This is a genomic window from Scopulibacillus cellulosilyticus, assembly GCF_042665295.1.
GTDB classification, from domain to species: Bacteria; Bacillota; Bacilli; order Bacillales; family Sporolactobacillaceae; genus Scopulibacillus_A; species Scopulibacillus_A cellulosilyticus.
Genome location: NZ_JBHTCO010000004.1, coordinates 446,364 through 471,484, shown reverse-complemented (window position 1 = coordinate 471,484; position 25,121 = coordinate 446,364). Strand labels below are relative to the sequence as shown.

Here is a 25,121-nt window from a genome sequence, read left to right as displayed (position 1 = left end):
GAATATTTTTTAAAATTTTATGACGTATAGCCTTGTATGTGACTGTCAATAATAGGTTTAACAACATCAAAACGATGTTGTTCCAACCGCGGAGACTTACGTTTCCCCATAAGTTTTTCCGCCGGTTTCTCCTCTCCCATTGTCTTGGCATACAATCGTATGCGTAAAGACCAACCCGCAGGAAAATACCTGCGGGTTTCTTTTTATTAAGCGATTTAACTTCTTTAAAGGTTTAAAACGTATGAAAAAGATGTAATTCTAATAGGCCATTTCTTCAAGCTCTTTACCAAATTTCTTTTTGTCATATTCAGTTTTTATATCTTGTAAATAAGACATACTGACATCTTTAATATATTTTAATGATTCCAGTTCACATAGAATGTTTTCAATTTTTTCACAGTCACAATAAATGACGACATACTTCATATTCTTTGAAACGTAATGAATATGTCCAAACCTTCTTAAAGTCTTAACATGTTTCAAATGGTGAAGCCATATAATAATTCCCCTTCTTCGTCCTAATATCATCATCAATTCTCCCAAAATTCTGTATTCGCTTACAAAGTCTTTTTTAAGGAAAACTTGCCTGCCGGCAAGTTTTCTTTATACTTTCAAATACTTAATTTAGTTAAGGATGAAAGTATAAGTGCAACTTCTCCTTTTGTCTTCCGCTTCGGCTTGCCAATCGGAGAGTTTTCTTTAGTGACACCCGCATTTGCCGCCTGTACCGCAGCCGCCGCCGCAGCCCCGATCAAAGAATGGATTGCCGGTAGGCACTTTAATTGAATCTGAAACTGCTCTAGCGATTTCAAGGCTAATCTCATTAAGCAAATGCTCCATTTGCTCCTCAGCCTTCTTATAAGAAGCGATGGTATCGTTTAAATCTACATCTCTTTTGATATCCATCATATTTTGTATTACCTGTTTATAATCAGGATGGTACTTACCAAATCGTTGCACCTCATCATACTTCTCTCTTACTTTAACAAAATCGCGAATTAAGGATTGAGCCTCTTGATCCTTTGCAAGCTTGTCCCTCATATTACGATAATGCTCAAATACATCAGAGTGTTTTAACATGCCGATAAGACCATCCGTTTCTTCAAGGACAGAAACGTGTTCTAATGTGGTAATCATAAAATATCACCTCACCACTATTTTATCATTTACCACAAAAATTACCACTCTTTAAAACTTAGAAAAACTTGGCTTGTCCGTTCTAATTGCAAAAGCCTAAGTTTTTCTTATAAGATAAACCCTTAATGCTGTTAAACTTTTTAAATTGAAAAATAGGGCTGATCAAAATTTAATTGATCAACCCTGGGTTTCTTCAGAGACTTCTTTGTTATCTTCAGAATTCTGATTGCCCATTGTGTTTGCCATTTCCATAAACATAGAGATAAGATTTAATTGTTCACTAAACCGTTCAATTTTTTTGTTTAAAGTTCTTCCGTAATATTCATCAGCTTCTTGTTTTAAATGGGAAACATCTCCTGGAAATCTCCCTAACCTTCTGTACCAGTCGGGATGCATTCTAATAAAATATTTAAGTTCGGGATTTTGATCCAGGTAGTACTGAATTTCTTTTCTCATGATCGATTAATCCTTTTTGTTTAAGTATTGAATAGGTTGTGATGGTTGTTGAATATATCGCTGGTAAGGCGGAAAAGGTTGGTTTCTCATATTCGGCGGCATATTTTGGGGAATGTTTTGCATTGTATTTTGCGGCAATTGCGGCGCGTTTTGCGACGGTTTTTTCGGCTGAAATTGACCGATGAGTTCTTGGATACTGGTTAAGGCACCATTCAATTGTCCTAGACGTTCCTCTAGATTTTTAGCATCAATACCATTTATAAAAGATAGAATTTTTTTTAACGGATCCGGCTGCGGCTTTTGTTTTTCCATTTTTACACCATATGTTTCCCACACTTCATTGTCTTCTCCGTACAGCACCCACTCGTCAAAAATATCATTCCATGTCTTGCCTTGTTCTTTGACACCCTTAGCTAATTCAGGGTGCTTTTGAACAAACTGTTTAAAAGCTTTAACCGAGTCAGCCGTTTTGTGAGCCATATTCGACCCTCCTACAATATAAACCTCACCTACTATATCATAAGTTATTTTAGATCATGATGTGCGCCCATTTTCTTTAATAGCGCAAAAAGACATAAACTGGTATGATTTAATAGTGAACAGAGTAAAGGAGTTATATAAATGAACGAAGATAAAAAATATCATATCAAACGGCTGCTCGCTGACACTCTTGCCCAAGCCGGCTCAGATGACCTCGATGCACTTGAAAAATTGCTTCAAGGGATACGGTCAAAGCAAAATAAAAAATCCAAAACGTATCTTAATGGTGTTCTAAATTATCAGGGACAATTAACCGAAGATAAAAAATATGAAGCTGAAATAGAGCTTACCCCATTTGTTTTAAATCCTTTAAAAATTGTTCATGGCGGCATTACAGCTACTTTTGCTGATACTGTGATGGGAACTTTAGTCAATGAACTATTACCGGAAAATAAGCGGTGCGTGACTTCAGAATTAAAGTTAAATTATTTGAAACCGGCTACAGGAAGCAAATTGAAATGCAAGGCGGAACTCGTGCACCGCGGCAGTCATATTTGCTTTGTCACAGCAAATATATTAACGGAAGATGAAGAGATTGCCGCTTATGCTGCCGGATCCTTTTTCATTATTTCTAAACCTGAACGAATTTAAAAAAATTAGAGGATAAGCTAAGTCCTCTAATTTTTTATAGTATTCTTTGATTAATCATTTAAAAATTTAAAAGCTGCATGAACAAAAATGTTAACACCTTTTTCTAGAGCATCTTCATCAATTGTAAATCTCGCATGATGGTGAGGATAAGTAATGCCCTTTTCCTTGTTGCCCGCACCAACATAAAAGAATGTTCCCGGCGCCGCTTGCTGATAGGCTGAAAAATCTTCCCCAACCATATTTGGCGCCATATGTTTAATCGATTCTGACCCATAGACGTCCCTGACAGTTTCTTCAACTATCTTAGTAACATCATCGTGGTTAATGACCGGGCGGTAACCTTTTTCATAATTAAACTCATAATCGGCGCCATGTGCCGATGTAACACCCTTAACCACCCTTTCCATCAGTTCCGGTACTTGATTCCTTAATTCGGGTTTAAAACTTCTTACAGTCCCCGTCAGTTCAACTGATCCGGGAATGACATTATGAGCAGTCCCCCCGATGAATTTTGCTACTGATAAAACAAGTGTATCGAGCGGGTCTGTATTCCTTGAAACAACATGCTGAAGATTTGTCACAACTTGTGCAGCGATCGCAATGCTGTCAATCGTATCATGAGGAATTGCCGCATGGCCGCCCTTACCTTTGACAACGATATGAAAAGTATCCGGTGCAGCCATCATCGGCCCATAGACAATGCCGATTTTTCCATATTCTAACGGTGACCACAGATGTGTACCGATAACCCAGTCAACCCCATCCATTACACCGGCATTAACAAGTTCTTCTGCACCGCCGGGAAACAGCTCTTCAGCATGCTGAAAAACAAGCCTTACTTCCCCATGTAAATTTGACTTCAATTGAGATAGGATCTTTGCGGTTCCAAGAAGCATTGCGGTATGCCCGTCATGTCCGCATGCATGCATAACCCCGGGCGTTTTTGAGGCGAATTCAAAATTATTCTCTTCATCTATAGGCAAAGCATCCATATCGGCTCTAATCGCCAACGTTTTTCCGGGATATTCGCCTGTAATTTTCCCAACAACGCTTGTTTTTGTCGGGCGTGTCAATTCAATATTCCCGAAGCTTTTTAATGTTTCAAAAACAAAATCAGCTGTTTTTTCTTCTTCAAACGACAATTCCGGATTCTCATGAAGATGGCGTCTCCATCCAACAACATCAGCTGAAATATCCGAAACTAATTTTTTTAGATCATAGCTCTGTTCAGTAGTCATAATGATCGCCCCTTTATCTATCTAATATTGAATATTATATCATATTGACCAAAATCACTAGGAAATTAAAAACCAACCTTCTCAAAAGGAAAGTTGGTTTTTCGACTTTTAAAAGGGATTAACAAAATCCTGAGTATAGTCATCCTGATAGACACCGACACCTAAACCCGTGAACATATTGCTAAGCAAGTTCTTCCGGTGATCTTCACTGTTAAGCCATCCAATTTCAGCAGCAATCCCATCTGTATATTGCGCTGCAATATTTTCACCGGCCGCTTGAAAGTTAATTCCCTGTTTTTTCAAACGCTGACTTAAGTCACCTTGAGTTTTGGAGTCATGTGAAAAGTAGTTATTTTCTTTCATATCTTTACTGTGCAAATAGGCTGCCGTTTGCGCTTGATTATTCCAATCTAACCCGTTGACATGATAACGTTTCCTAAGTACATTTGTTATATCAAAGATTTCTTTACTTTCACCATTGTTAATTGCCTGCCATTCAGATTCGCTCGGTTCAGGTGACTTTTCCAAATGTCCCTGATAAGTTAAAGTATAGGGTTTCTGCTCCATTAGAACTTCCGGTGTTAAGTAACGGACACTGACTAAGCGATCCGTGAAATGATCAAAATATAGTTGAACCCAGACATTTCCGAACTTCATCAATGGACGAATCATGAGATCCTCTTCGTTAAATTCGAATTCAACATGGGTATGATTAATATTTAGTGACGCAGTATCCGACATCGGCACTTTCTTATAGATATCATGAGAGCTTTTCCCGATACCAAACGGTTTGGTATCAAGCTTTTTCCCAAGCGCATAAATAGTGACAACTTTATTATGATCAATCCCGATTTGTACATAATTTTCCGTCCCCCGGCCATAAATCCACCAATCATAGCCATACTGGGTCGGATCAATACGTTCAGGTTTCCCAAATTTCTTTTCAATATCTTTCTTGCTATCTCCCATGTATGTATATAGGCCAATACTTGGCACTTTAAATTTAGATTGAGTTGGCGCGTCTCCTATTGATTCAGATTTCATTTGATGCTGTTTGTCATTTGGTTTTCCTGAAATATTAAATAAAAAAGTGAAACAAAATACAATCACTGCCACAGCAAAAATGAAAATATTTATTTTCCGCAAGACGCTCACCCCCTTCTTATCCCCATTATATCAATGTCCATGATAAAAAAGACAATTAAATGCAATAGCTCTTTTATGCTTATTTTTTCCATGCCTTAAGTAAGATAAACATTGGCTTTATCCTTTGTTAACGGTATACCGGCCGTGATCGTTTAAAAATGATATCTATAATTGCATTGATACACTTTTCGTACTATTATTAAAATATAGAAATATCAATGACGTTAGGAGGTTACCATGTGAAATTTGAAGATACCGGTTTAGATGGTATGATTATTCCTTTCCCTGTTCTTGAAGCAATGACCAAGCGTTTAGGGTTGATCCGAGGAGGGCATTGGGATTGGGAGCGTGTCACTTATGATTTTAAATTTGAAAATACAAAAACCGGGCATATTCATTACTTAAGAGTCCCCGGGATTGCTGTTGAAGGGGAAATCGAAAAATCTGATGCGAAGGTCAAATTATTAACGCCTTATCTCGGCAGACATTATTATCCCCACGGTGTAGAATATAAAGATGAGGAATTTCCCGAACGTATCATAAATATTTGTAAAGAACGCCTGTCAAAGCTTAAAGAAGCATTGGAAGAATTAAAAGAAAATACACCAATAGACTGATAAAAATATTAAAAAGGTAATGACCGATATGATCATTACCTTTTTAATATTTTCCCCATATAAAATTCATCAATAATTTCATTATCAATAACTAAGGCATTTCTTCTCATGCCTTCAACATAATACCCCATTGTATTATACAAACCAAGCGCACGGCGATTGTGAGCCATAATCGTTAACTCCAGGCGTTCGATCCCATGGTCGCGCGCCCATTCATCAACATGCTTTAATAGATTTTTACCGATTCCTTGATTTTGATATTTTTCAAGAATTCCTATAATAACGGAGGCGCGGTGGCGAATACGTTTTAACTTATTTCCTAAGACAGCTGTAAAACCTATTAAACTCCCTTCGGTTTCTGCAACAAAAATCATTGAACAGCCGCTTTTTAAGATTGAATGAATATTTTCTACTTGTTTTTCAACTGAATTTGCGTTCTCATCAGGCACGTATTGCATAAAACGTGTTTCTTTCTCAAGCTGCCTTCTTAAATTAAGCAAAGCCGCAGCATCACTTAACTGGATTTCTCTGATTTCCATTCAGCTTCCACCTTTATACAGAAATTAACGTCCTGCATGATTCGTCTTATGGGATACTTCTAAATACTTATACCCTTTAACAGGTATTTTTTCTTCCCTTTTGTCCTGTTCTTGCTGTTTTTTCATCCATTGATAAAAAACAAACCCGAGGGCCAGGCCATTTACGATTTCCTGTACAATTTTCATAATGGTTCCGCCAAATTGTTGGTCCTCCACCACTGAAAGCGAAGGCAAAATATGCGGAACTTCTTGCCCGTAGAAATGATACAGCGGCGTACCGCTAAAAATAATAAGTGCACATGCCGGTGTAAGCAGGACACTATTGGCAAAAATATAACCCATTTTCTGAAGTTCTGATAAATGGTCCTTCTCGGAAACCGGACAAGTAATCGGCCACCACATAAAAATAGAAAGTAATATCATCACTATATTGTAAATGTTATGAAAGGGATGATGGTTTGCCATAAAATCAAATATAAAGGGGACATGATAAATCGAAAAGAATAAATTAAACAAGATAATTGCGATTATTGGTTTGGTCATGCTTGATACCATTTTATCAATAAACGGGACTTTAAGAATTTTTCTGGCTACCCAAGCCGGGATACCCAGCAATAATAACGGCGGTATGATAAGGTATTCGAGTGCCATTTCTCCCATATGCGCACTGAACAAATATTTCATGCCTATATCATCGAGCGGCGTGCCTTTTGCCAGAAAGATAAAAAACAGTCCGATAAAAAAACTTATTTTATGATAAACCGACAATGTGTCACCTTTTTGACCGTACTTTTTCGTTAAAGACCCGGAAACTTTAATATAGACGAAGGCTAATATAATCACTATAGCACCCCATTGAAAGTGCCACATGCTTATCATCGGTTCGACTGTTGGTCCGCCCATACACACGCCCTCCTTTCAAGATCCAGCTTCTTATAAAAAAGACCCCCCTTGCAAAATTTTTGCTAAACATAGAGGGATCTTTTATTTAACGCTAACTAAGATACCCAAACAATTGACACAAACGTCAGGACTGTTATAAAAGCAACTAATGCCCCGCTATAAATGAACAATGCAGGCATCGCATGGTTCTTATCTTTCAAGTGCATAAAGTAATAAAGCTGAAACAAAACTTGGATAACCGCCAAAGTTACAATAAAGAACGCCGTAAAGTGTTTGTCAATACCTTTGATAGCGACAGCCGCAAAGGATATTCCAGTAAGAAAAAGCATCATGACAAACGAAACAAGATAATAAGTTAATTCACGTTTGCGTTTTTGACGTTCCATATACATTGAAGTACTTGTTGAAGGTTTTGTCATTCTACTCACCTCCTTACCCGACAATGCCTAAGAGATAAACAACTGTAAATATAAACACCCAAACAACATCAATAAAGTGCCAATATAAGCTGGCGACGTAATATTTCGGTGCAGTTACTGTTGTTATCCCCTTTTTGAAAGCTTGGATTGTAATTGATGAGATCCAACAGACACCAAACAAAACGTGACAGCCGTGAGTTCCGACTAACGTATAAAATGAAGAAGAAAAGGCGCTGGTTTTATAACCTAAATGGTGATGTAAATATTCCCTAAACTCAGTTATTTCTAAAACCAGAAAGGCGATGCCTAATATTACAGTAATCAAAAACCAAAATTGCATTTTTCCAACAGCACGGTCCCTCATTGCCATAACAGCGAAAACACTCGTTAAACTGCTGGTTAACAAAATAATGGTTGCTGCAAATACTGTAGAAAGGTTAAACAATTCATGTGCGGAAGGACCGCCATTCGTTTTGTTTCTTAATGCTAGAAAAGTTGCAAATAAGGTTCCGAATAAAACCGTCTCTCCTCCAAGGAAAAGCCAAAATCCAATAAATTTGTTTCTACCTTCCAGAGTAGCTGTTTCAGGGTGAGCTGGAAACGTCTCAACATTATTTGCTTGACTCATTTACTCATCCCCTTTTCTGTTTCAATAATTTCTTCTTTATGAATATGAAAACCCGGGTCATCTTTAATAGATCGGGTTAACATACAGCAGAACATAAGCGCAATACCGATGCCTGCAACAATCAATGATGCTGTCCGATACGCATCTTTATCACTGAAAATGAAACCAAAACTGGCTATCGTTAAACTTATCGACATAAGAAACGGTATGATTGAGGATGATGGCATATGAATGTCTCCTAACGGCTCTGCTGCCGTCACCCTTTTATTTCCGTCCATTTTTTCTTTCCAATACGTATCAATTCCTTTGACTAACGGAGTCTGAGCAAAGTTGTACTCGGGAGCCGGTGATGGAATAGACCATTCAAGTGTACGTCCGGTTCCCCATGCATCCCCCGCAGCCTTTTCGCCTTTTACTGAGGAATAAATAACATTATAAACAAGAACAATGACGCCGATAGCCATGCCTATTGCACCGATTGAGCTGATTAAATTTAACGTTGTTAAATGCTCACCCGGCAAATAAGTAAAGTAACGGCGAGGCATCCCCATTAATCCTAAGAAATGCTGAGGGAAGAAAGTAATATGGAAACCGATGAAAAAGAACCAAAAGTTAATTTTACCGAGCGTTTCATTCAGGAACCGGCCAAACATTTTCGGCCACCAATAATACAACCCGGAAAACAGTCCAAATACAACTCCTCCGATAATAACGTAATGGAAGTGAGCAACAACAAAATAGCTGTCTTGATATTGAAAGTCAGCAGCTGGAATAGCAAGCATAACACCGGTCACCCCGCCCATAACAAAGGTAGGAATGAATCCGACAGCGTATAAGTTTGCTGTTGTGAAACGGATCTGTCCGCCCCACATAGTGAAAATCCAGTTAAAGATTTTAATACCCGTAGGGACAGCAATCGCCATTGTCGCCAAGGCAAAGATAGTATTTGCAATTGGACCTAATCCGACAGTGAACATATGGTGTACCCATACCATAAAGGCCAAGAAGCCAATTAAGATTGTTGCGAAAACCATTGAGTGATAACCAAAAAGCCGTTTTTTTGAAAATGTGCTGATAACCTCTGAAATGACGCCAAAACTTGGCAATATTAATATATAAACCTCCGGATGACCAAATATCCAAAAAATATGTTCAAAAATAATGGAGTTTCCGCCGTTGGCTGTATTAAAGAAATTTGCACCAAACAGACGGTCAAAGAATATTTCAAACAAGCCGACTGTTAAAGCCGGGAAAGCAAACAGAATTAATGCGGAAGTGATAAATGCGGTCCAGGTAAACAACGGCATCCGCATAAAGGTCATGCCGGGAGCTCTCATGTTAATAATTGTAACAAGGAAGTTAATCCCGCCTGCCAGCGTCCCGGCACCGGCCACCTGTAAACCGAGGACATAAAAATCCATGCCTCTTCCCGGCAAATCTGTTGATAACGGCGCATATGCCGTCCACCCGGCTTCAGGTGCACCTCCTAAAAACCAACTAAGGTTAAGGATAATTCCCCCTAAAAAGAACAGCCAGAATCCAAGAGCATTAACAAATGGAAAAGCAACATCACGGGCGCCTATTTGAAGCGGTACAACTGCATTCAACAGTGCGAAAATCAGCGGCATAGCTACAAAGAAAATCATTGTAGTACCATGCATTGTTAACACCTGATTATACGCCGCTCCTGTCAAAAAGTGATTTTCAGGAGCTGTCAATTGAAGTCTAATGAGCATCGCCTCAATTCCTCCAATTAGGAAGAACAGCCCGCCGCCAAATAGGTACAAGACAGCAATCTTTTTATGATCTACCGTCGTCAGCCATGTCTTAAGCCAAGAAAAAAAACCATTTTTCTGATTTGGCTGCATGAGACTTTCAGCATTTACAGACACATCGGCAACCTCCTTTTAAAAATTTTCAGTCTATTGTTTTACTGATAATGTAAACAGATAATCGGCTAAGGCATTGATTTGATCGTCAGACAATTTTTTATCAAACTTAGGCATTTTTGCGCCGGGCTTGATGCTTTCCGGATCTTTTATCCACTTTTTCACTTCGCCTTTTGTATGTTTTTCAAACCCGCCGATATTTTCCCTGTCAGCAAAGTTAGTTAGATTCGGCCCAATTTGTCCGCCTTTATCACCAACAGCGTGGCAGCTCATGCAATTATTCTTAAATATTTCTTCACCTTGCTTGGCTGAAGCGGTTTCAGGTTTGTTTGGACTCGATTTCGTACCCGCTTTCATGTCTTTGACCCAATTTTTAAATTCATCATTACTTACTGCTTTTACATTAAAATACATCAAAGCGTGACTTGAACCGCATAATTCCGCGCATCGTCCCTTGTATGTACCTTCCTTATCTGCTTTCAGCCACAAATGAGTAGTTTGACCGGGATTAGCGTCTTGCTTTCCGCCTAGAGCCGGAACCCAAAAGGCATGGATGAGATCTTTTGAAGTAATATCAAACTCAACCTTTTTCCCCACCGGAATATAGAGATCCTGTGCCGTTGTTATTTTCTGATCCGGATAGTCGAATTGCCACCAAAATTGATGGCCGGTCACCTTAATTTTCAATACATCACTTTTCTTAGAGGCATTATTGTCTGAAAGTGCGAATGTTTTGGTAATTGTGGGCACAGCTAGAATACATAAGAGAATAATAGGAATAATGGTCCATGTAAGCTCGAGCTTCTTGTTGCCTTCTACTTGCTTAGGGATGTAATCTTCTTGACCGGGCCGTTTACGATATTTAATGATTGCATAAGTAAAAAGGAAACCAACTACAAGGACAACAACAACCATAATAAGCAGGCTGACTAACATTAATGACGCCTGTTCCTTAGCCACGTCACCCTCCGGCTTTAATGCAGACACGCCTTCTTTGCCGCACCCGGAAAGCATTAAAGCTACCAGAAACAACGGCAAAAACTTCAGTGTGTGTCGCCATTTCTTCATGTGTCGAAACCTCTCTTTCTTCTTATTTTTGTGATTATAAAATAAAATTGACTGCAGCCCTGTGTACATGAACTTGTATAGATTAGGAAATAAGTTCTGTTAAAACATGAGCTGCAGTCAATCATTACACATACTTTAAGAGAAATCTATATAACGGCCAGTATCATTACAGCAAATAAAATCGTCATATAGTTCAAAGAGTAGACAAACATAATTCTTGACCATTTAATTGTATCTTTCATGAAGAACCCGGCGATGCTTACAGCTAACCACCCTAATCCAAGAATGACGGCGGCTGCGAGATACCATGGTCCTAACGTATATAAGAATAATGAGGCAGGAAACAGCGCTGCAACGTAAATCACCATTTGCCTTTTAGTTGTTTCAAATCCGGCAACAACCGGAAGCATTGGGATACCCGCACGCCGATATTCTTCCATGTACTTCATAGCAAGTGCTAAGAAATGCGGCGGCTGCCACAAAAACATAATTAAAAATAAGATCCAGGGTTCATTTGAACTAAACGACGGATCAATTGCCGCCCAGCCGATGACAGGAGGCAGCGCCCCTGATATACCGCCAACGATTGTATTAATAGAATGAGTTCTTTTTAACCACCATGTATAAACAACAACGTAAACAAATAAACCTAACAAACCAAGCACAGCAGCTGCATAAGAGGCCTGAAGAAGGACGATTGTTCCAAGTGCAGACATAATAATACCTGCCCACAGCACTTGTTTGCCGGAAAGATTGCCAGTTGCAGACGGCCGATCTTTCGTCCTTTTCATCAATTTATCAATATCCCTGTCAATATAATTGTTCAGGCAGCATCCGCCGGCAACAATTAAAGCAGTACCTATTAAAACGAATATTATTTTCCATATATTATCAAAAAATGACTGATTTGTAAATTTAAGTGCTAACCACAACCCTGTAAAAGTTGTAATTAAGTTAGAATTAACAATGCCCATTTTTGATATTGCTAAAAAGTCTTTCCATGTACCTGATGTACTTGCTTCCGCTAATGCCCCGGAGTCTACGACCCTCGATGTATTATAGGAATTCATCGGTTTACTCATGTTAAATTCCTTCTTTCATTATTATATCTAAAAATACTTTGTGTCCAGAAATAAACAATAAAAATTATTAAACGAAATAGAGAAATTATCCATATAGATCATATCATAATTATTTTATAATAAAAAAACTGTGCATTATAATCATTTCATGATTTGGTGATAATCTCTGTTAAAGGATAAATTGTCTAATCCTGTTCACAAATAAGTCCGCTCCAATTCATTAACTATGTTACGATAATAAAGGAATTTAACACTTCATCTGTTTTCATTATATACGAAATAAAATGGTTTGTATACTTTGTGAACGATTGACATAAAATCGACAAACTTACGAATGGTTTAGTTTTATTATTGAAAACTTCTACTCATTTAATAGTACAAGAAGGTGTAAATAAATATGAAATACTCAGGACGTCTCTTACGCTGGCTAAGCATTCTCACATCGTTGGTGCTGCTTATTGTTGTTATCCAGGGTGCGGTTGTTACAAACACTGGATCTCAAGATGGATGCGGAAGCTCTTGGCCGCTTTGTTACGGACAGGTTATACCGCAGCATGCCCAGAAACAAACGATTATTGAGTTAAGCCACAGGGCAGTATCCGGTCTGGCAGGCATTTTGGTGGTTATTCAAGCCATTTGGATATGGATTAAATTCTCCAAGGTTAAAGAAACAAAGTTTCTTGCCATTGTTTCAGTATTTTTCTTAGTTCTTCAGGCCTTGCTTGGCGCTGCTGCTGTTATTTGGAGTCAATCATCTATAGTCCTTGCCCTGCACTTCGGTATCTCGTTAATCTCTTTTGCAAGTGTTCTTTTAATTACCATTTTGGTTTTTGAAGAAACATTATGGCACAAAAGAACAATCCCCTCTATAGGGAAGGGCATGTTCATTAATATTTTATTAATATGTATTTATTCTTACATTGTTATATATTCAGGTGCATTTGTAAGACATACCGATTCGAGTTTGGGATGTTTAGATTTTCCGTTATGTAACGGGCAATTAATTCCTGATTTATATAGCAGAGCCGGTATACAATTCCTTCACAGGGTACTGGCAGGCATTATGGTTCTTTGGATATTTATTACATTGGTTGTATCTATTATTCGTTATAGACAGTCCACTAGTATATTAATTGGGTTCTTGCTAGCTCTTATCTTTATTTTGTGTCAGGCAATCTCAGGTATTCTCATCGTTTTAACACGCATGCAGTTAACATTCTTGTTATTACATTCATTCTTTGTTACTTGTTTCTTTGCTGTTCTAATGATATTGCTAATGTTTGCATTGAGACGGAAAGAAAAGCCTTGATCGGCAAAGCAGATCAAGGCTTTTTCTATAAAATTAAAATCTTATTAAATCAGGAATCTTACGATTGGCTTCAAACCCGCGCAGGCGATTTAATTCGTTTCATTTCTATTAGAAGATCTGCGGAAGCAATTGACTCATTTTCTTTCACATGAATTTTTTCTATCATACCATCAAAAGGTGCCTGCAATGTTGTCTCCATTTTCATAGCTTCTGTAACAATAAGATGGTCACCCTTGTTTACCTTTTCACCCTCGTCAACCAGTACTTTAATCACTGTACCAGGCATTGATGCGCCGAGATGGTTCGGGTTGTTCTTATCTGCTTTTTGCTTCACAGCTTCATCGGCTTTAATATTTTCATCCTTAATAACAACTTCTCTCGGTTGACCGTTAAGCTCAAAGTAAATTGTCCGCGTGCCATCCTTTTGAGGCTGGCCGATGGAAACGAGTTTAACAATCAATGTTTTGCCTTCTTCAATCTCCACTTCAACTTCTTCCCCTAATCTCAACCCGTAAAAGAAAGTTGGTGTATCAAGAACCGAAACATCGCCGTACATCTCGCAAAATTGTTCATACTCCAAAAACACTTTAGGGTACAAAGCATACGAAATAATCTCTAGGTTAGATACTTTTCTATTTAATTTTTCTTCAAGCATTTCTTTTATGTTCGTAAAATCAATAGGCTCTAACAGTTTGCCAGGCCTGTCTTTAATTGCCTCTTGCCCTTTTAAAATAATACGCTGCAGTTCTTTAGGAAAACCTTGATAAGGCTGACCTAAATCACCTTTAAAAAATGAAATGACTGAATCAGGAAAATCAAGCGTATCTCCTTTTTCATAAAGATCATCTTCTGTAAGATCATTTTGAACCATATATAATGCCATATCGCCAACTACTTTTGAAGAAGGCGTGACTTTGACGATATCGCCAAAAAGATGATTGACACGCCGGTACATGTCTTTAACTTCTTCCCAACGTTCGCCAAGCCCAACAGCTGAAGCTTGCTGCTGCAAATTTGTGTATTGGCCGCCCGGCATTTCGTATTTATATATTTCTGAGTTGGATGTTTTCATTCCGTTTTCGAAAGGCGCATAATATTTCCGGATGCCTTCCCAATAATGATTAAGACTTTCAAGACCTTCAAGGTTAACTTTAGGTCTGCGGTCATTATGATCTAAAGCATAATAAAGCGAATTCAGGCTTGGCTGAGATGTCATACCTGATAATGCTTCAATAGCAATATCTACGATATCCACTCCGGCATCGATAGCTTTAGCGTACATATAATTGCCATTGCCGCTGGTATCGTGTGTGTGCAAGTGGATCGGAATATCTACCGTCTCTTTAAGTGTTGAAATTAATCGGTAGGCTGCTTCCGGTTTAAGAAGGCCTGCCATATCCTTAATTGCAAGAATGTGCGCACCTGCGGCTTCAAGTTCTTTAGCCATATTCTGGTAGTACTTAATATCATACTTTGTTTTGGAATCATCTAATATGTCGCCGGTATAACAAATAGCAGCCTCTGCTAATTTTCCGTTTTCACGGACGGAATCAATGGCAAGCGTCATTCCCGGAATCCAGTTAAGACTGTCAAAAATTCTGAAAATGTCTATGCCCTGGCTTGCCGCTTCCTTCACAAAGCGTCGGATAAGATTATCCGGATAATTTTTATATCCGACGGCATTTGCGCCGCGAAGAAGCATCTGAAACAATACATTTGGTATTTTTTCACGAAGAACCTGAAGCCTTTTCCACGGATCTTCTTTTAAAAAGCGATATGCTGTATCAAAAGTAGCTCCGCCCCAGACCTCTAAAGAAAACAGTTCCGGCAATAAGCGGGATGTATGCTCAGCCACCTTCTTTAAATCATGTGTTCTCATTCTTGTCGCAAGCAGGCTTTGATGGGCATCACGGTACGTTGTATCTGTAAGCAATACTTCTTTTTGTGATCTAATCCAATTGACAACACCTTCCGGCCCTTGTTGTTCTAATATTTGTTTTGTCCCATTAGGAGCCTTTTCCGAAAGTTTAACATTTGGAAGCTTTAGATAATTAAAGACCGGTTTTTTCGTCTTCTTGATCCCCGGAAAACCGTTTACAGTTACATTGGCTATATTTGTAAGCATTTTGGTGCCGCGATCAAGCGATTTCGGAAAAACAAACAGCTCAGGCGTTGAGTCAATAAATGATGTATTAACATTACCGGCTAAAAAGGTTGGGTGGGTAACGACGTTTTCAAGAAAAGCGATATTTGTCTTAATTCCCCTGATTCTAAATTCGCGTAAGTTTCTTAACATTTTGGATGCAGCTTTCTCAAAACTTAAAGCTTGCGTAGAAACTTTAACAAGCAAAGAATCATAATAAGGGGTAATAACAGCACCTTGAAAACCATTTCCGGCATCTAAGCGAACACCGAAACCGCCGCCGGTTCTATACGCCATAATTTTTCCTGTATCCGGGACAAATTGCTGGCTCGGATCTTCTGTCGTTACACGGCATTGAATCGCAAAACCATTAGTAGAAATATTGGCCTGTTCCGGGATGGACAATGGATAATCATAAAGACTGTGCCCTTCAGCAATCATAATTTGCGATTGAACAATATCTATGCCTGTAACCATTTCGGTAATCGTATGTTCAACCTGCACCCTTGGGTTTACTTCAATAAAGTAAAAGTCGCCGCTTTCAGTGACCAAATATTCTACGGTGCCGGCATTGACGTAACCTACACTTTTCATTAATTGAACAGCTGATTCGCAAATAGACTCCCTCAGTTCTGTACTAAGAGATCTGCTTGGAGCAACTTCTACAACTTTTTGATGGCGGCGCTGTACGGAACAGTCTCTTTCATATAAATGAACTGTCTGTCCATGAGCATCCGCAAGAATTTGAACTTCAATATGCTTAGGATTTTCAACAAATTTTTCTACATAGATATCATCTTGCCCAAAGGTAGCTTTCGCTTCGGATTTTGCCCTGTCATAGGCATCAGGAAGCCCCTGCTCGCTTCGGACAATTCTCATGCCGCGTCCGCCTCCGCCAAGCACCGCCTTAATCATTATTGGATAACCGTGTGTTTCGGCAAAATCACGAACTTCATCAATACTGTGCACAAGACCGCCGCTGCCCGGGACTACCGGCAATCCAGCTTGTACAGCCGCTTCTCTGGCTTTTGCCTTATCGCCAAATGTTAATAGATGCTCGACTTTAGGTCCGACAAAGGTTATATTTTCTTCTTGACACCTTTTTGCAAACTGAGCGTTTTCCGCTAAAAACCCGTAACCGGGATGAATAGCATCGACATCATGTGCTTTGGCAATTTCAATAATCCCTTCAATGTCCAGGTAAGCATCAATAGGTTTTTTCCCTTCACCAACGAGATAAGCTTCATCAGCTTTATAGCGGTGATATGATCCTGAATCTTCCTTAGAGTATATGGCAACTGTACGGATGTTTAACTCCGTACAGGCCCGAAATACCCTAATAGCAATTTCACCGCGATTGGCAACAAGCAACTTCTTAATTGGCTGTATTCGCAATATTTCTCTCCTCCTGATCCTTGTGTTTTTTTCTCTTTATATTAACAAAAGCTGAGATATTCACTAAGACTCCCATAGTGAACATCATCATAACTAGAGAAGTACCGCCATAGCTTACAAATGGAAGCGTCACACCTGTGACAGGAAGCAAGCCTGACATAGCGCCTAAATTTATGAACGTTTGAATGGCTATATTTCCTGCGATACCAATTGCAAGCAAACTGCCGAACACATCCTTGCAGCGGATGCCGATGACAAAACCCTTAAAAACTAAAAAGGCTAAACAAAGGATGACAAATAAGACGCCAATGAGGCCAAGTTCCTCAGCAATTATCGCCATAATAAAATCAGTATGCGGCTCCGGCAAAAATCCCGCTTTTTCTATGCTTTGTCCCAAACCCTTTCCGGTGATTCCGCCGCTGGCAATTGCAATATAGGAATTGATCAGCTGCAAACCGTTGGTAGACGCCACAGTAAAAGGCTTGTACGCTGCTGTAAAACGCCCTGCTTGTACATGGGTTAACATCAGCAGAGACATGGCGAGTATCGCGGCAACCGCCAATCCAAAAAGCCACATGAGGTGCTTCGTTCTCATGCCGGAACATAAAATAACAACTCCTGAAATACCTGCGATAATCATTGCAGTTCCCAAATCCGGCTGTACGGCAATCAAAAGAAAAATAAGCAAAATCATTACAAGCGGCGGCATAACGCCAGTCTTAAAATCAGATATAAAAGACTGTTTATTAGAGAATACGCTTGCCAGATAAATGATCACAGCCAACTTTGCAATTTCAGACGGCTGGAGTTGAATAGGTCCAATGTCAATCCATGATTGGGCATTATTTGATACTGTCCCAAAAAACAATACAAAAACAAGTAATAGGATTGTTATGATGGTAATCGGTTTGACTAATGCCTTATACATTTTATAAGGGATCAACATGCCGATGATTCCAGCGGCAATAGCAATAAAGCACCAGAATAATTGCCTTTTGAATATGTATGAACTTGATTGATGCAGCACCATCACGGACCACACCATACTGGCGCTGTATACCATGATCACCCCAAAGCCGGTAAGCAACATTGTCGTAACAATTAATGAATAATCATAGTTTCGAAAATATTTTTTTAACATCCTATTCCCCATTTACTAATACATTAAATTTTATCATTCTACATATATAGCTTCGTTTCCTGCTTATATTTTATGTTTATAGCAAATAAACTTCTTCCTGTGAATGAAAAAAGAACCCAAACTATCTGTTCAATGGATAGTTTGAGCTCCCTTTATTTATCACGAGTAGATGCGTCATGCAATGCCGTTAGCTGCCTTTCTAACGTCTCCAGAAGTTCTTTGCCGTCTTGTTCCTGAACAAGACCTAAGCGGACCGCAAAATCAATTTCTCTGGAAAGACCGAACATTTGAGTATCCAAAACTTCCTCATATAACGGGCATTGAGGCATCGTTAAGTTTTCCATTTGAACTTCTATTAGTTTAAGGATCTTATGAGCGTCAGCTTTAAGCAATTCATAAGCTTTCTCACGATGTCCTGCTGCAATCTCAGTCGACAAGATGATCCCCTCCGTCTCATTCACCATCCTCTTTTCATATTAGCTGTTATAGCTTAAAATTGCAAGACATTATTACTAACAAGCTCTTTCACTTTATCCCGGTGTAACCGTCCGTATATACAAAGAAGCTTGACCAACTTCTCATAAAAGCACAGGAAGCTAATTCATGCAGATGCTTCACTAACCATCATGGGGGAAACCCAATGATGGAAGTTTCACTTTATAGTCAATTAGGTTTATACTTTTATAGAACAGGATGGAGGGATTAATTTTGCAAACTATGTTGAACATTACAGGACGGGTTAAGTTTACAATTACAATGGACCCAACAAGTTTACTATTTGATGACCGGAAAATTAAGTGGGAAGACTTTTTAAATATGATTGATCATCATATCGATTTTCTGAACGAAGAAGATGAAACTGATACGCCTCCTTTTAAAAAGAAGCGCAGAAAATATAAAAGAGAAGACATGCTGACCGAATCATTTGTCATCCCGGTCAAACCCTTTATAGAAAATGCCGAACCATTGGAAGATGCTACAATTGTTGTTTTTGAACGCCAAGATGGTGATCACTATGAGCTTTCTCTCACCGAGGCCAAGCAAGGCGTCTTTGCTTTTTCGTATAAAGGCAGGGCGCTTACTGAAGACGGTCCATTACATTTTTATTATGGAAACGGCTCAAATAAAGATCATCCGGTCAGGGGCATTCAAAAAATTGTCATTAAATAGTTTAAAACTCCGCCTTATCATTCAGGCGGAGTTTTAAACTACAATATGTCAGCGGCAATTTGCGCAAGCCTTGAACGTTCGCCTTTCGATAATTTAACATGTCCGCTGAACGTCTGGTCTTTCATTTTTTCTACAACATACGTTAGGCCGTTATTATACTCGTCTAGATAAGGATGATCGACTTGCTGGGGATCGCCCATTAATACAATTTTTGTCCCTTCTCCCACTCTTGTCAAAATCGTTTTGACTTCATGTTTTGTTAAATTTTGAGCCTCATCAATAATCATAAATTGTTCCGGAATACTGCGCCCTCTAATATAGGTAATGGCTTCCACTTGGATAGAACTGATTCCAGCCAAGATTTTATCAATTTCACCCGAAATTTTTGTATTAAAAAGAAACTCTAAGTTATCATATATCGGCTGAAGCCAAGGTCTCAGCTTTTCTTCTTTTTCGCCTGGCAAATAACCGATATCTTTTCCCACTGGCAAAATCGGCCTTGCGATCATTAATTTTTTATAAATTTTCAGATCTTCCGTTTGCAACAACCCGGCCGCGAGTGCCAAAAGCGTCTTGCCTGTCCCTGCTTTGCCGACAAGCGTAACAAGTTCAATATCTTCCCTTAATAAAAGTTCAAGAGACATAATTTGCTGGACATTACGCGCTTTAATTCCCCATACTGTATCCTGGCCAAATAGACATGGTTCAAGCTGCTTTCCTTTTTTATCAACAATACTGATAGCTGAAGACTGATTGGTAACACTCTTTAAAACAACAAACTGATTAGGGAAGAAAACACCTTTTGTTAATTCCTTTAATTGAAGTGTTTTATCTAAATAAAATTGATTAATACTTTCTTCTGAAACATACAACTCCTGAAAACCTTCATAAATAGCATCGAAATTAATCACCCTGTCATTAAGAAAATCTTCCGCTTCAAGTCCTAACGCATCTGCTTTGATTCTGACAAGCGCATCTTTACTGACTAAAATTACCGGACGCGGATGCGGTTTTGTTTCCTCTTCTTTCTTTAAATTTAAGGCCACAGCTATAATGCGATTGTCGTTATTTAATTCCAAAAAAGTATCCTTTAAGCACTGGAAAGAACGATGATTAAGCTCAACCCTGATTGATCCGCCGTTGTCGAGCTGGATTTTTTGATGAAGCTTCCCCTTTTCTCTCAGATTGTCCATTAAACGGGCAACTTGTCTGGCGTGCCGCCCTATTTCATCCATGTTGCGCTTTTTCGAATCAATTTCTTCTAAAACTGCAGCAGGTATAACAATTTCATTGTCTTCAAAAGCGTAAATCGCATAGGGATCCTGCAACAGGACATTGGTATCAAGCACATATATTTTAGTCAACTTGTCGCCCCCTGTGTGATTGATCATTAACCAATTCTGTAAAAAAACTTCTAAAAGCTTATTTTTAATCAATGTATGAGAAAAAGAATAAATATAGACGGCGTAACAAAAAATACCTTCAAACAATCATGAAAGAAGGTATGGATATGAACAAGCGCCTCCTTGTTTTTTTAATAAGTGCGGTTGTATTAACCGGTTGTTCAGCCAATCAAAACAATACGAAAAGCGGACAACCCGCAAATAATAAGAATATCCATGAAATGAGTCAAAGCGTTAAGCAAAATAAGCGTATCAGCAACCAGCAAATTGCTAACAGGCTCGTTAATATCGCCGATAAAACACCCGGTGTCCGAAGCGCGACAGCTGTTGTTCTCGGAGATTATGCTGTTGTCGGGATCGACTTAGATAAAAACCTTGACCGGGACCGGGTGGGAACAATAAAATATTCGGTTGCACAAGCGCTAAAAAATGACCCCTATGGCGCAAATGCCGTTGTAACAAGCGATCCTGATACCGTCCAAAGATTAAGGGAAATGGGTCAAGGCATCCGCGAAGGGAAACCCGTTAAAGGTATTGCTGATGAATTAGCAAACATGGTTGAAAGAATTATGCCGGATACCCCTCGCGATGTTCAAAAACCGAGCCAAAATGTTAAAAATCCGCAAACACCAAATATTAACCAACCTAACAAACAGCAGCCGTAGATAAAAGTGAAACAAAACTCGCCAATGGCGAGTTTTGTTTTGATATAATGTTGCTATAAGGTGGTGGATGCCATGCGCGTAAAATGTATTATTTGTGATAAAATTGAAAATATTGATGACGAAAATATTGTTGCTAAACGCTTGAGAAACAGACCTATTCATACATACATGTGCGAAGAATGTCATGAAAGAATCGCCGAGCGAACGAAAGAAAGATGGGCAACAGGTAAATTTAAAATTTACCGGGGGTAAATCTTTTTAATAAAATAACAGATATAAAAAAACGAGAGGAGCTCCTCTCGTTTTTTATATTATTTGACGTAAGCAATAATACCTTCCTCATCGTCCAATTCCAGTTCCAAGCCGGCCTGAATGGGATCGATGTCCGTTTCAGTCTCAAGCCAAAAACGAATGGCTTCAATAATATTAGCGGTAATAAGCACTTGTTTTCTGTCATTGACATAAGCTTCAGCCGAGAACCCGTAGTCATCGTCGTATAATAATTCTACTTGAACTTCTTCCGGAGATATTTGCTTTTTGTCAGCCAGGAACAAGCAAAGCGCATTAATAATATCTTGCTCAGAAATCATTATCTTCTCCATGAATTATATTCCTCTTCTTTGCGCTTATTTTTTCTAAAGATCATTCTGAAGAGACCGCGAACCACAGCGATCAAGATGGCAATCACTATCACAATGATCAATACATTAATAACCATCCCTAACAGCGAACCAAGTGCCCCAAAATGACTTAACAAACCTCCAAACAGCAGGCCGGCAAGACCGCCGAATAACATACCTTTAAGAAAACTGCCTTTGCTAAATTTTTTAGTAGTGTTTTTATAGGACGAGATTGTCTTTTGCTTATTTACTTGCGGATTTTTCTTTTGAAAGAATGAATGGGTGTTACTATTCCCTTTGTTCATATTAAATGATTTAACACCGGATCTGTATCCCCTCGCGCTAACCTTATCAGGACCATGGTGGAACACTGCATCCCCCACAGGGATCAGCACCAAACTGAGAACCATAAAAGATGCTATGATCTTTTTGATCATTAAAACTCCTCCTCTATGAATAAATCTTTCTATATTGTCTTGTCTATATTCATACGGAACAAAAACAAAAAGGTTTCAAAAACTTTTTCAAGAAATTTTGTATATCGAGTCATTCTTAATTTTTTTATACTTACTGACTCAATTTAGCTATTATAACGAAAAGTTATCTTTTCAGTCAACAGGTTCTTAATACAAAAAACTCGCCTCGGCGAGTTTTCTACACTTGTTTATTTGATTGATTGTTCTTTTTAGAAGCTTTCAGCCTTAGCTTATAAATAATTAATACGACAGCGGCAAAGAATAAGGAGCCGACAATAGGCAATTGCAGTGCAAGCACTGTCAGAATGATGCAGCCTATGAGCAGCAGGCAATAGATGATTGCAGATTTTAAAACAGGCAGCTTTTTTGCAAACCCGAGCTTATACACAATAATTGATAACACTACGATTGTAAAGTACAAAATGGTAATCGTATGACCGGAAGTGAATGAATGCTCTAACAGCCATCTAGGATAAAATGAATAATTAAAATTCCCAGTATTGCCCACTACGGCTCCCCCATTCCCAGTGAGTTTTCTTTATACTATCATGAAAGTATATCTTAGCAACAAAGATGACGATCCGGCGCAGCTGCCAAGATAAGGTCGATAGTATAAGGGCAACTAAGCCTCTGTCTACGCCTTTCAGGCTTGCCAATCGGCAAGTTTTCTTTATTTTATCACTTCGCTACTTTTGCCTTTTTTCCCTGTTTCTCTCTTTCATTTTTATTCAAGATTTTTTTGCGCATACGTACATTTTCTGGTGTGATCTCACAGTATTCATCATCATTTAAATAGCTTAATGATTCTTCGAGGGATAATTTTCTTGGTGTTTTTAATGTTACTGTTTGATCTTTCGTTGCTGATCGGACGTTTGTCATATGCTTAGCTTTCGTAATATTGACCGTTAAATCATTTTCGCGATTATGTTCACCAATGATCATGCCTTCATAGACTTGTGTGTTCGGTTCAATAAACATCACGCCGCGGTCCTCTAATTGCCCCATTGCATATGCTGTAGCCTGACCGGTTTCCATTGCTACGAGTACGCCTTGTCTTCTTCCGCCGATAGCTTCGTTGATCATTGGCTTAAAATGATCAAACGTATGGTTCATCACGCCGTAACCTCTTGTTTCAGTTAAGAAATCTTTTCTATAACCGATTAAGCCTCTTGATGGCGCTAAAAACTCGAGTTTTGTTTGACCGCCGTCCTGCTGTTCCATATTTAAAAGTTCTGCCTTACGTTGACCTAATGATTCAATAACCGCGCCAACATGTTCGTCCGGAACATCTATTTGCACCCGTTCAAATGGTTCACATTTCTTTCCGTCAATTTCTTTAATAATAACAGACGGTTTAGAAACAGCCAGCTCATAACCTTCACGTCTCATATTTTCAATTAAAATAGATAAATGAAGTTCTCCGCGGCCGGAAACAACCCAGGCATCAGGCGAGTCAGTATTTTCTACTTTCAAACTGACGTCTCTTTCTGTTTCTGCAGCAAGTCTTTCTTGAAGCTTTCTGCTTGTCACGTATTGCCCTTCTCTGCCCGCAAACGGACTTGTGTTTACAAGAAAAGTCATCTGTAAGGTCGGTTCGTCTATTTTCAATACCGGCAGAGGATCGATTTTGTCAACATCATTAATTGTTTCTCCGATATTAATATCTTCAATGCCGGTTATTGCGATTAAGTCCCCCGGCAATGCTTGTTCAATTTCCACCCGTTTTAAACCAAAGTAACCGAATATTTTAGTGACACGGAAGTTTTTAACACTGCCGTCTGTTTTAACTAAAGAAGCCTGTTGGCCGACTTTAATAGACCCGCGGTAGACCCTGCCTATACCAATTCGGCCGACATAGTCGTTATAATCAAGCATGGTTACTTGGAATTGCAATCCCTCATTACGATTGTCAACTGGTGCCGGGACATATTCAATAATCTTATCAAATAAAATATCCATGCCTTGATCTACGTGTTCAGGATCAACCCCTGCTACACCATTAACTGCTGAAGTATAAATGACCGGGAATTCGAGCTGATCTTCATCAGCGCCTAAATCAATAAAAAGGTCTAAAACTTCATCAATTACTTCTTCAGGTCTCGCCATCGGCTTATCAATTTTATTAACAACAACGATCGGCTTAAGCTTCTCTGCAAGCGCCTTTTTTAAAACAAAGCGGGTTTGCGGCATAACCCCTTCATAAGCATCAACCAGAAGGAGCACGCCATCAACCATCTTCATAATACGTTCAACCTCGCCGCTGAAATCAGCGTGTCCTGGTGTATCGACAATATTTATTTTATAATCCTTGTAAGAAAGGCTTGTGTTTTTGGCTAAAATAGTAATGCCTCGTTCTCTTTCAAGGTCATTCGAGTCCATCGCACGTTCATTGACATGCTCATTCTTTCTAAAAGTGCCGGATTGTAATAATAATTGGTCAACCAAAGTTGTTTTACCGTGGTCGACGTGAGCAATAATGGCTATATTTCTTAACTCGTCTCTTCGTTTTTCCATTTTCATCTAACTCCCTCATTCATGCAGTAAAC

The 25,121-nt window shown here is 38.9% G+C and carries 27 protein-coding genes; 6 read left to right on the top strand and 21 right to left on the bottom strand.

Annotated elements, in window-relative coordinates:
- Positions 1-258: 258 nt before the first annotated feature.
- The 4 genes from ACFQRG_RS05510 to ylbD all read right to left on the bottom strand — a co-directional run bounded on the left by ACFQRG_RS05510 (position 259) and on the right by ylbD (position 2,073).
- Positions 259-528 carry a YlbG family protein gene (locus ACFQRG_RS05510; RefSeq protein ID WP_380964982.1) on the bottom strand — a complete coding sequence of 90 codons (270 nt, stop codon included), beginning with the start codon at positions 526-528 and terminating at the stop codon, positions 259-261.
- Between the two features lie 171 nt (positions 529-699).
- On the bottom strand, positions 700-1,137 hold the full coding sequence (locus ACFQRG_RS05505) for a YlbF/YmcA family competence regulator (RefSeq protein WP_380964544.1): 438 nt from the start codon (positions 1,135-1,137) through the stop codon (positions 700-702).
- Between the two features lie 177 nt (positions 1,138-1,314).
- The gene (locus ACFQRG_RS05500; RefSeq protein ID WP_380964542.1) at positions 1,315-1,593 is read right to left on the bottom strand and encodes a YlbE-like family protein; all 279 of its coding nucleotides are present in this window, start codon (positions 1,591-1,593) and stop codon (positions 1,315-1,317) included.
- A gap of 6 nt (positions 1,594-1,599) precedes the next feature.
- A complete protein-coding gene (gene ylbD / locus ACFQRG_RS05495; RefSeq protein ID WP_380964540.1) occupies positions 1,600-2,073 on the bottom strand; it encodes a spore coat protein YlbD in 474 nt (157 codons plus the stop codon).
- Positions 2,074-2,214: 141 nt separating this feature from the next.
- Here ylbD and ACFQRG_RS05490 point away from each other — a divergent pair, with 141 nt between their 5' ends.
- Positions 2,215-2,724 carry a PaaI family thioesterase gene (locus tag ACFQRG_RS05490; protein ID WP_380964538.1) on the top strand — a complete coding sequence of 170 codons (510 nt, stop codon included), beginning with the start codon at positions 2,215-2,217 and terminating at the stop codon, positions 2,722-2,724.
- Between the two features lie 50 nt (positions 2,725-2,774).
- Here ACFQRG_RS05490 and ACFQRG_RS05485 read toward each other — a convergent pair whose 3' ends face one another.
- Together ACFQRG_RS05485 and ACFQRG_RS05480 are read right to left on the bottom strand one after the other, a co-directional pair.
- Entirely contained in the window at positions 2,775-3,962 is a 1,188-nt protein-coding gene (locus ACFQRG_RS05485; RefSeq protein ID WP_380964536.1) for a M20 family metallopeptidase, read from the bottom strand.
- A 108-nt stretch (positions 3,963-4,070) separates the two neighbouring features.
- A complete protein-coding gene (locus tag ACFQRG_RS05480; RefSeq protein ID WP_380964534.1) occupies positions 4,071-5,108 on the bottom strand; it encodes a CAP domain-containing protein in 1,038 nt (345 codons plus the stop codon).
- 239 nt (positions 5,109-5,347) lie between these two features.
- On the opposite strand from ACFQRG_RS05480, the gene ACFQRG_RS05475 reads away from it, so the two are divergent.
- Entirely contained in the window at positions 5,348-5,725 is a 378-nt protein-coding gene (locus tag ACFQRG_RS05475; RefSeq protein WP_380964532.1) for a YugN family protein, read from the top strand.
- 35 nt (positions 5,726-5,760) lie between these two features.
- Here ACFQRG_RS05475 and ACFQRG_RS05470 read toward each other — a convergent pair whose 3' ends face one another.
- The 7 genes from ACFQRG_RS05470 to cyoE all read right to left on the bottom strand — a co-directional run bounded on the left by ACFQRG_RS05470 (position 5,761) and on the right by cyoE (position 12,253).
- Positions 5,761-6,264 (bottom strand): GNAT family N-acetyltransferase, encoded by a 504-nt coding sequence (locus ACFQRG_RS05470; RefSeq protein WP_380964530.1) that lies wholly within the window; start codon positions 6,262-6,264, stop codon positions 5,761-5,763.
- 24 nt (positions 6,265-6,288) lie between these two features.
- On the bottom strand, positions 6,289-7,167 hold the full coding sequence (locus ACFQRG_RS05465; protein ID WP_380964528.1) for a cytochrome c oxidase assembly protein: 879 nt from the start codon (positions 7,165-7,167) through the stop codon (positions 6,289-6,291).
- A gap of 95 nt (positions 7,168-7,262) precedes the next feature.
- Positions 7,263-7,586: a cytochrome C oxidase subunit IV family protein gene (locus tag ACFQRG_RS05460; protein ID WP_380964526.1), complete on the bottom strand. Its 324-nt coding sequence runs from the start codon at positions 7,584-7,586 to the stop codon at positions 7,263-7,265.
- 13 nt (positions 7,587-7,599) lie between these two features.
- The gene (locus ACFQRG_RS05455; protein ID WP_380964524.1) at positions 7,600-8,214 is read right to left on the bottom strand and encodes a cytochrome c oxidase subunit 3; all 615 of its coding nucleotides are present in this window, start codon (positions 8,212-8,214) and stop codon (positions 7,600-7,602) included.
- Entirely contained in the window at positions 8,211-10,082 is a 1,872-nt protein-coding gene (ctaD, locus tag ACFQRG_RS05450; RefSeq protein WP_380964980.1) for a cytochrome c oxidase subunit I, read from the bottom strand. The genes ACFQRG_RS05455 and ctaD overlap by 4 nt, the downstream gene beginning before the upstream one ends.
- Before the next feature lie 54 nt (positions 10,083-10,136).
- The gene (coxB, locus tag ACFQRG_RS05445) at positions 10,137-11,171 is read right to left on the bottom strand and encodes a cytochrome c oxidase subunit II (protein WP_380964522.1); all 1,035 of its coding nucleotides are present in this window, start codon (positions 11,169-11,171) and stop codon (positions 10,137-10,139) included.
- A 146-nt stretch (positions 11,172-11,317) separates the two neighbouring features.
- On the bottom strand, positions 11,318-12,253 hold the full coding sequence (gene cyoE, locus ACFQRG_RS05440) for a heme o synthase (RefSeq protein WP_380964520.1): 936 nt from the start codon (positions 12,251-12,253) through the stop codon (positions 11,318-11,320).
- 397 nt (positions 12,254-12,650) lie between these two features.
- On the opposite strand from cyoE, the gene ACFQRG_RS05435 reads away from it, so the two are divergent.
- On the top strand, positions 12,651-13,562 hold the full coding sequence (locus ACFQRG_RS05435) for a COX15/CtaA family protein (RefSeq protein WP_380964518.1): 912 nt from the start codon (positions 12,651-12,653) through the stop codon (positions 13,560-13,562).
- A gap of 70 nt (positions 13,563-13,632) precedes the next feature.
- Here ACFQRG_RS05435 and pyc read toward each other — a convergent pair whose 3' ends face one another.
- The 3 genes from pyc to ACFQRG_RS05420 all read right to left on the bottom strand — a co-directional run bounded on the left by pyc (position 13,633) and on the right by ACFQRG_RS05420 (position 18,705).
- Positions 13,633-17,100: a pyruvate carboxylase gene (pyc, locus tag ACFQRG_RS05430; protein WP_380964516.1), complete on the bottom strand. Its 3,468-nt coding sequence runs from the start codon at positions 17,098-17,100 to the stop codon at positions 13,633-13,635.
- Positions 17,081-18,241 (bottom strand): putative lipid II flippase FtsW, encoded by a 1,161-nt coding sequence (gene ftsW / locus ACFQRG_RS05425; protein ID WP_380964514.1) that lies wholly within the window; start codon positions 18,239-18,241, stop codon positions 17,081-17,083. The genes pyc and ftsW overlap by 20 nt, the downstream gene beginning before the upstream one ends.
- Before the next feature lie 152 nt (positions 18,242-18,393).
- A complete protein-coding gene (locus ACFQRG_RS05420; protein ID WP_380964512.1) occupies positions 18,394-18,705 on the bottom strand; it encodes an Fpa/YlaN family protein in 312 nt (103 codons plus the stop codon).
- Between the two features lie 244 nt (positions 18,706-18,949).
- Between ACFQRG_RS05420 and ACFQRG_RS05415 the strand changes: the two genes are divergently transcribed.
- Entirely contained in the window at positions 18,950-19,411 is a 462-nt protein-coding gene (locus ACFQRG_RS05415) for a hypothetical protein (RefSeq protein ID WP_380964510.1), read from the top strand.
- A 38-nt stretch (positions 19,412-19,449) separates the two neighbouring features.
- On the opposite strand, the gene ACFQRG_RS05410 is transcribed toward ACFQRG_RS05415, so the two are convergent.
- On the bottom strand, positions 19,450-20,802 hold the full coding sequence (locus tag ACFQRG_RS05410) for a PhoH family protein (RefSeq protein ID WP_380964508.1): 1,353 nt from the start codon (positions 20,800-20,802) through the stop codon (positions 19,450-19,452).
- Between the two features lie 119 nt (positions 20,803-20,921).
- Here ACFQRG_RS05410 and ACFQRG_RS05405 point away from each other — a divergent pair, with 119 nt between their 5' ends.
- Entirely contained in the window at positions 20,922-21,479 is a 558-nt protein-coding gene (locus tag ACFQRG_RS05405) for a YhcN/YlaJ family sporulation lipoprotein (RefSeq protein WP_380964507.1), read from the top strand.
- Positions 21,480-21,551: 72 nt separating this feature from the next.
- Positions 21,552-21,731, top strand: coding sequence for a YlaI family protein (locus tag ACFQRG_RS05400; RefSeq protein ID WP_380964505.1), 180 nt, complete (start codon positions 21,552-21,554; stop codon positions 21,729-21,731).
- Positions 21,732-21,790: 59 nt separating this feature from the next.
- Here ACFQRG_RS05400 and ACFQRG_RS05395 read toward each other — a convergent pair whose 3' ends face one another.
- The 4 genes from ACFQRG_RS05395 to typA form a co-directional block, all read right to left on the bottom strand.
- Positions 21,791-22,081, bottom strand: coding sequence for a YxcD family protein (locus ACFQRG_RS05395; protein ID WP_380964503.1), 291 nt, complete (start codon positions 22,079-22,081; stop codon positions 21,791-21,793).
- Positions 22,069-22,536, bottom strand: a complete 468-nt coding sequence (locus ACFQRG_RS05390; protein ID WP_380964501.1) for a hypothetical protein — start codon at positions 22,534-22,536, stop codon at positions 22,069-22,071. The genes ACFQRG_RS05395 and ACFQRG_RS05390 overlap by 13 nt, the downstream gene beginning before the upstream one ends.
- Before the next feature lie 217 nt (positions 22,537-22,753).
- A complete protein-coding gene (locus ACFQRG_RS05385; RefSeq protein WP_380964978.1) occupies positions 22,754-23,038 on the bottom strand; it encodes a YlaH-like family protein in 285 nt (94 codons plus the stop codon).
- Positions 23,039-23,253: 215 nt separating this feature from the next.
- Entirely contained in the window at positions 23,254-25,089 is a 1,836-nt protein-coding gene (typA, locus tag ACFQRG_RS05380) for a translational GTPase TypA (RefSeq protein WP_380964499.1), read from the bottom strand.
- Positions 25,090-25,121 lie beyond the last annotated feature (32 nt).

Excerpts from the sequence above, each read along its gene's own strand:
- ACFQRG_RS05510 (WP_380964982.1), bottom strand. The coding sequence starts at position 528 with ATGATATTAGGACGAAGAAGGGGAATTATTATATGGCTTCACCATTTG.
- ACFQRG_RS05505 (WP_380964544.1), bottom strand. The coding sequence starts at position 1,137 with ATGATTACCACATTAGAACACGTTTCTGTCCTTGAAGAAACGGATGGT.
- ACFQRG_RS05500 (WP_380964542.1), bottom strand. The coding sequence starts at position 1,593 with ATGAGAAAAGAAATTCAGTACTACCTGGATCAAAATCCCGAACTTAAA.
- ylbD (WP_380964540.1), bottom strand. The coding sequence starts at position 2,073 with ATGGCTCACAAAACGGCTGACTCGGTTAAAGCTTTTAAACAGTTTGTT.
- ACFQRG_RS05490 (WP_380964538.1), top strand. The coding sequence starts at position 2,215 with ATGAACGAAGATAAAAAATATCATATCAAACGGCTGCTCGCTGACACT.
- ACFQRG_RS05485 (WP_380964536.1), bottom strand. The coding sequence starts at position 3,962 with ATGACTACTGAACAGAGCTATGATCTAAAAAAATTAGTTTCGGATATT.
- ACFQRG_RS05470 (WP_380964530.1), bottom strand. The coding sequence starts at position 6,264 with ATGGAAATCAGAGAAATCCAGTTAAGTGATGCTGCGGCTTTGCTTAAT.
- ACFQRG_RS05465 (WP_380964528.1), bottom strand. The coding sequence starts at position 7,167 with ATGGGCGGACCAACAGTCGAACCGATGATAAGCATGTGGCACTTTCAA.
- ACFQRG_RS05460 (WP_380964526.1), bottom strand. The coding sequence starts at position 7,586 with ATGACAAAACCTTCAACAAGTACTTCAATGTATATGGAACGTCAAAAA.
- ACFQRG_RS05455 (WP_380964524.1), bottom strand. The coding sequence starts at position 8,214 with ATGAGTCAAGCAAATAATGTTGAGACGTTTCCAGCTCACCCTGAAACA.
- ctaD (WP_380964980.1), bottom strand. The coding sequence starts at position 10,082 with ATGCAGCCAAATCAGAAAAATGGTTTTTTTTCTTGGCTTAAGACATGG.
- coxB (WP_380964522.1), bottom strand. The coding sequence starts at position 11,171 with ATGAAGAAATGGCGACACACACTGAAGTTTTTGCCGTTGTTTCTGGTA.
- cyoE (WP_380964520.1), bottom strand. The coding sequence starts at position 12,253 with ATGAGTAAACCGATGAATTCCTATAATACATCGAGGGTCGTAGACTCC.
- ACFQRG_RS05435 (WP_380964518.1), top strand. The coding sequence starts at position 12,651 with ATGAAATACTCAGGACGTCTCTTACGCTGGCTAAGCATTCTCACATCG.
- ftsW (WP_380964514.1), bottom strand. The coding sequence starts at position 18,241 with ATGTTAAAAAAATATTTTCGAAACTATGATTATTCATTAATTGTTACG.
- ACFQRG_RS05420 (WP_380964512.1), bottom strand. The coding sequence starts at position 18,705 with ATGGTGAATGAGACGGAGGGGATCATCTTGTCGACTGAGATTGCAGCA.
- ACFQRG_RS05410 (WP_380964508.1), bottom strand. The coding sequence starts at position 20,802 with ATGATCAATCACACAGGGGGCGACAAGTTGACTAAAATATATGTGCTT.
- ACFQRG_RS05405 (WP_380964507.1), top strand. The coding sequence starts at position 20,922 with ATGAACAAGCGCCTCCTTGTTTTTTTAATAAGTGCGGTTGTATTAACC.
- ACFQRG_RS05400 (WP_380964505.1), top strand. The coding sequence starts at position 21,552 with ATGCGCGTAAAATGTATTATTTGTGATAAAATTGAAAATATTGATGAC.
- ACFQRG_RS05395 (WP_380964503.1), bottom strand. The coding sequence starts at position 22,081 with ATGGAGAAGATAATGATTTCTGAGCAAGATATTATTAATGCGCTTTGC.
- ACFQRG_RS05390 (WP_380964501.1), bottom strand. The coding sequence starts at position 22,536 with ATGATCAAAAAGATCATAGCATCTTTTATGGTTCTCAGTTTGGTGCTG.
- typA (WP_380964499.1), bottom strand. The coding sequence starts at position 25,089 with ATGGAAAAACGAAGAGACGAGTTAAGAAATATAGCCATTATTGCTCAC.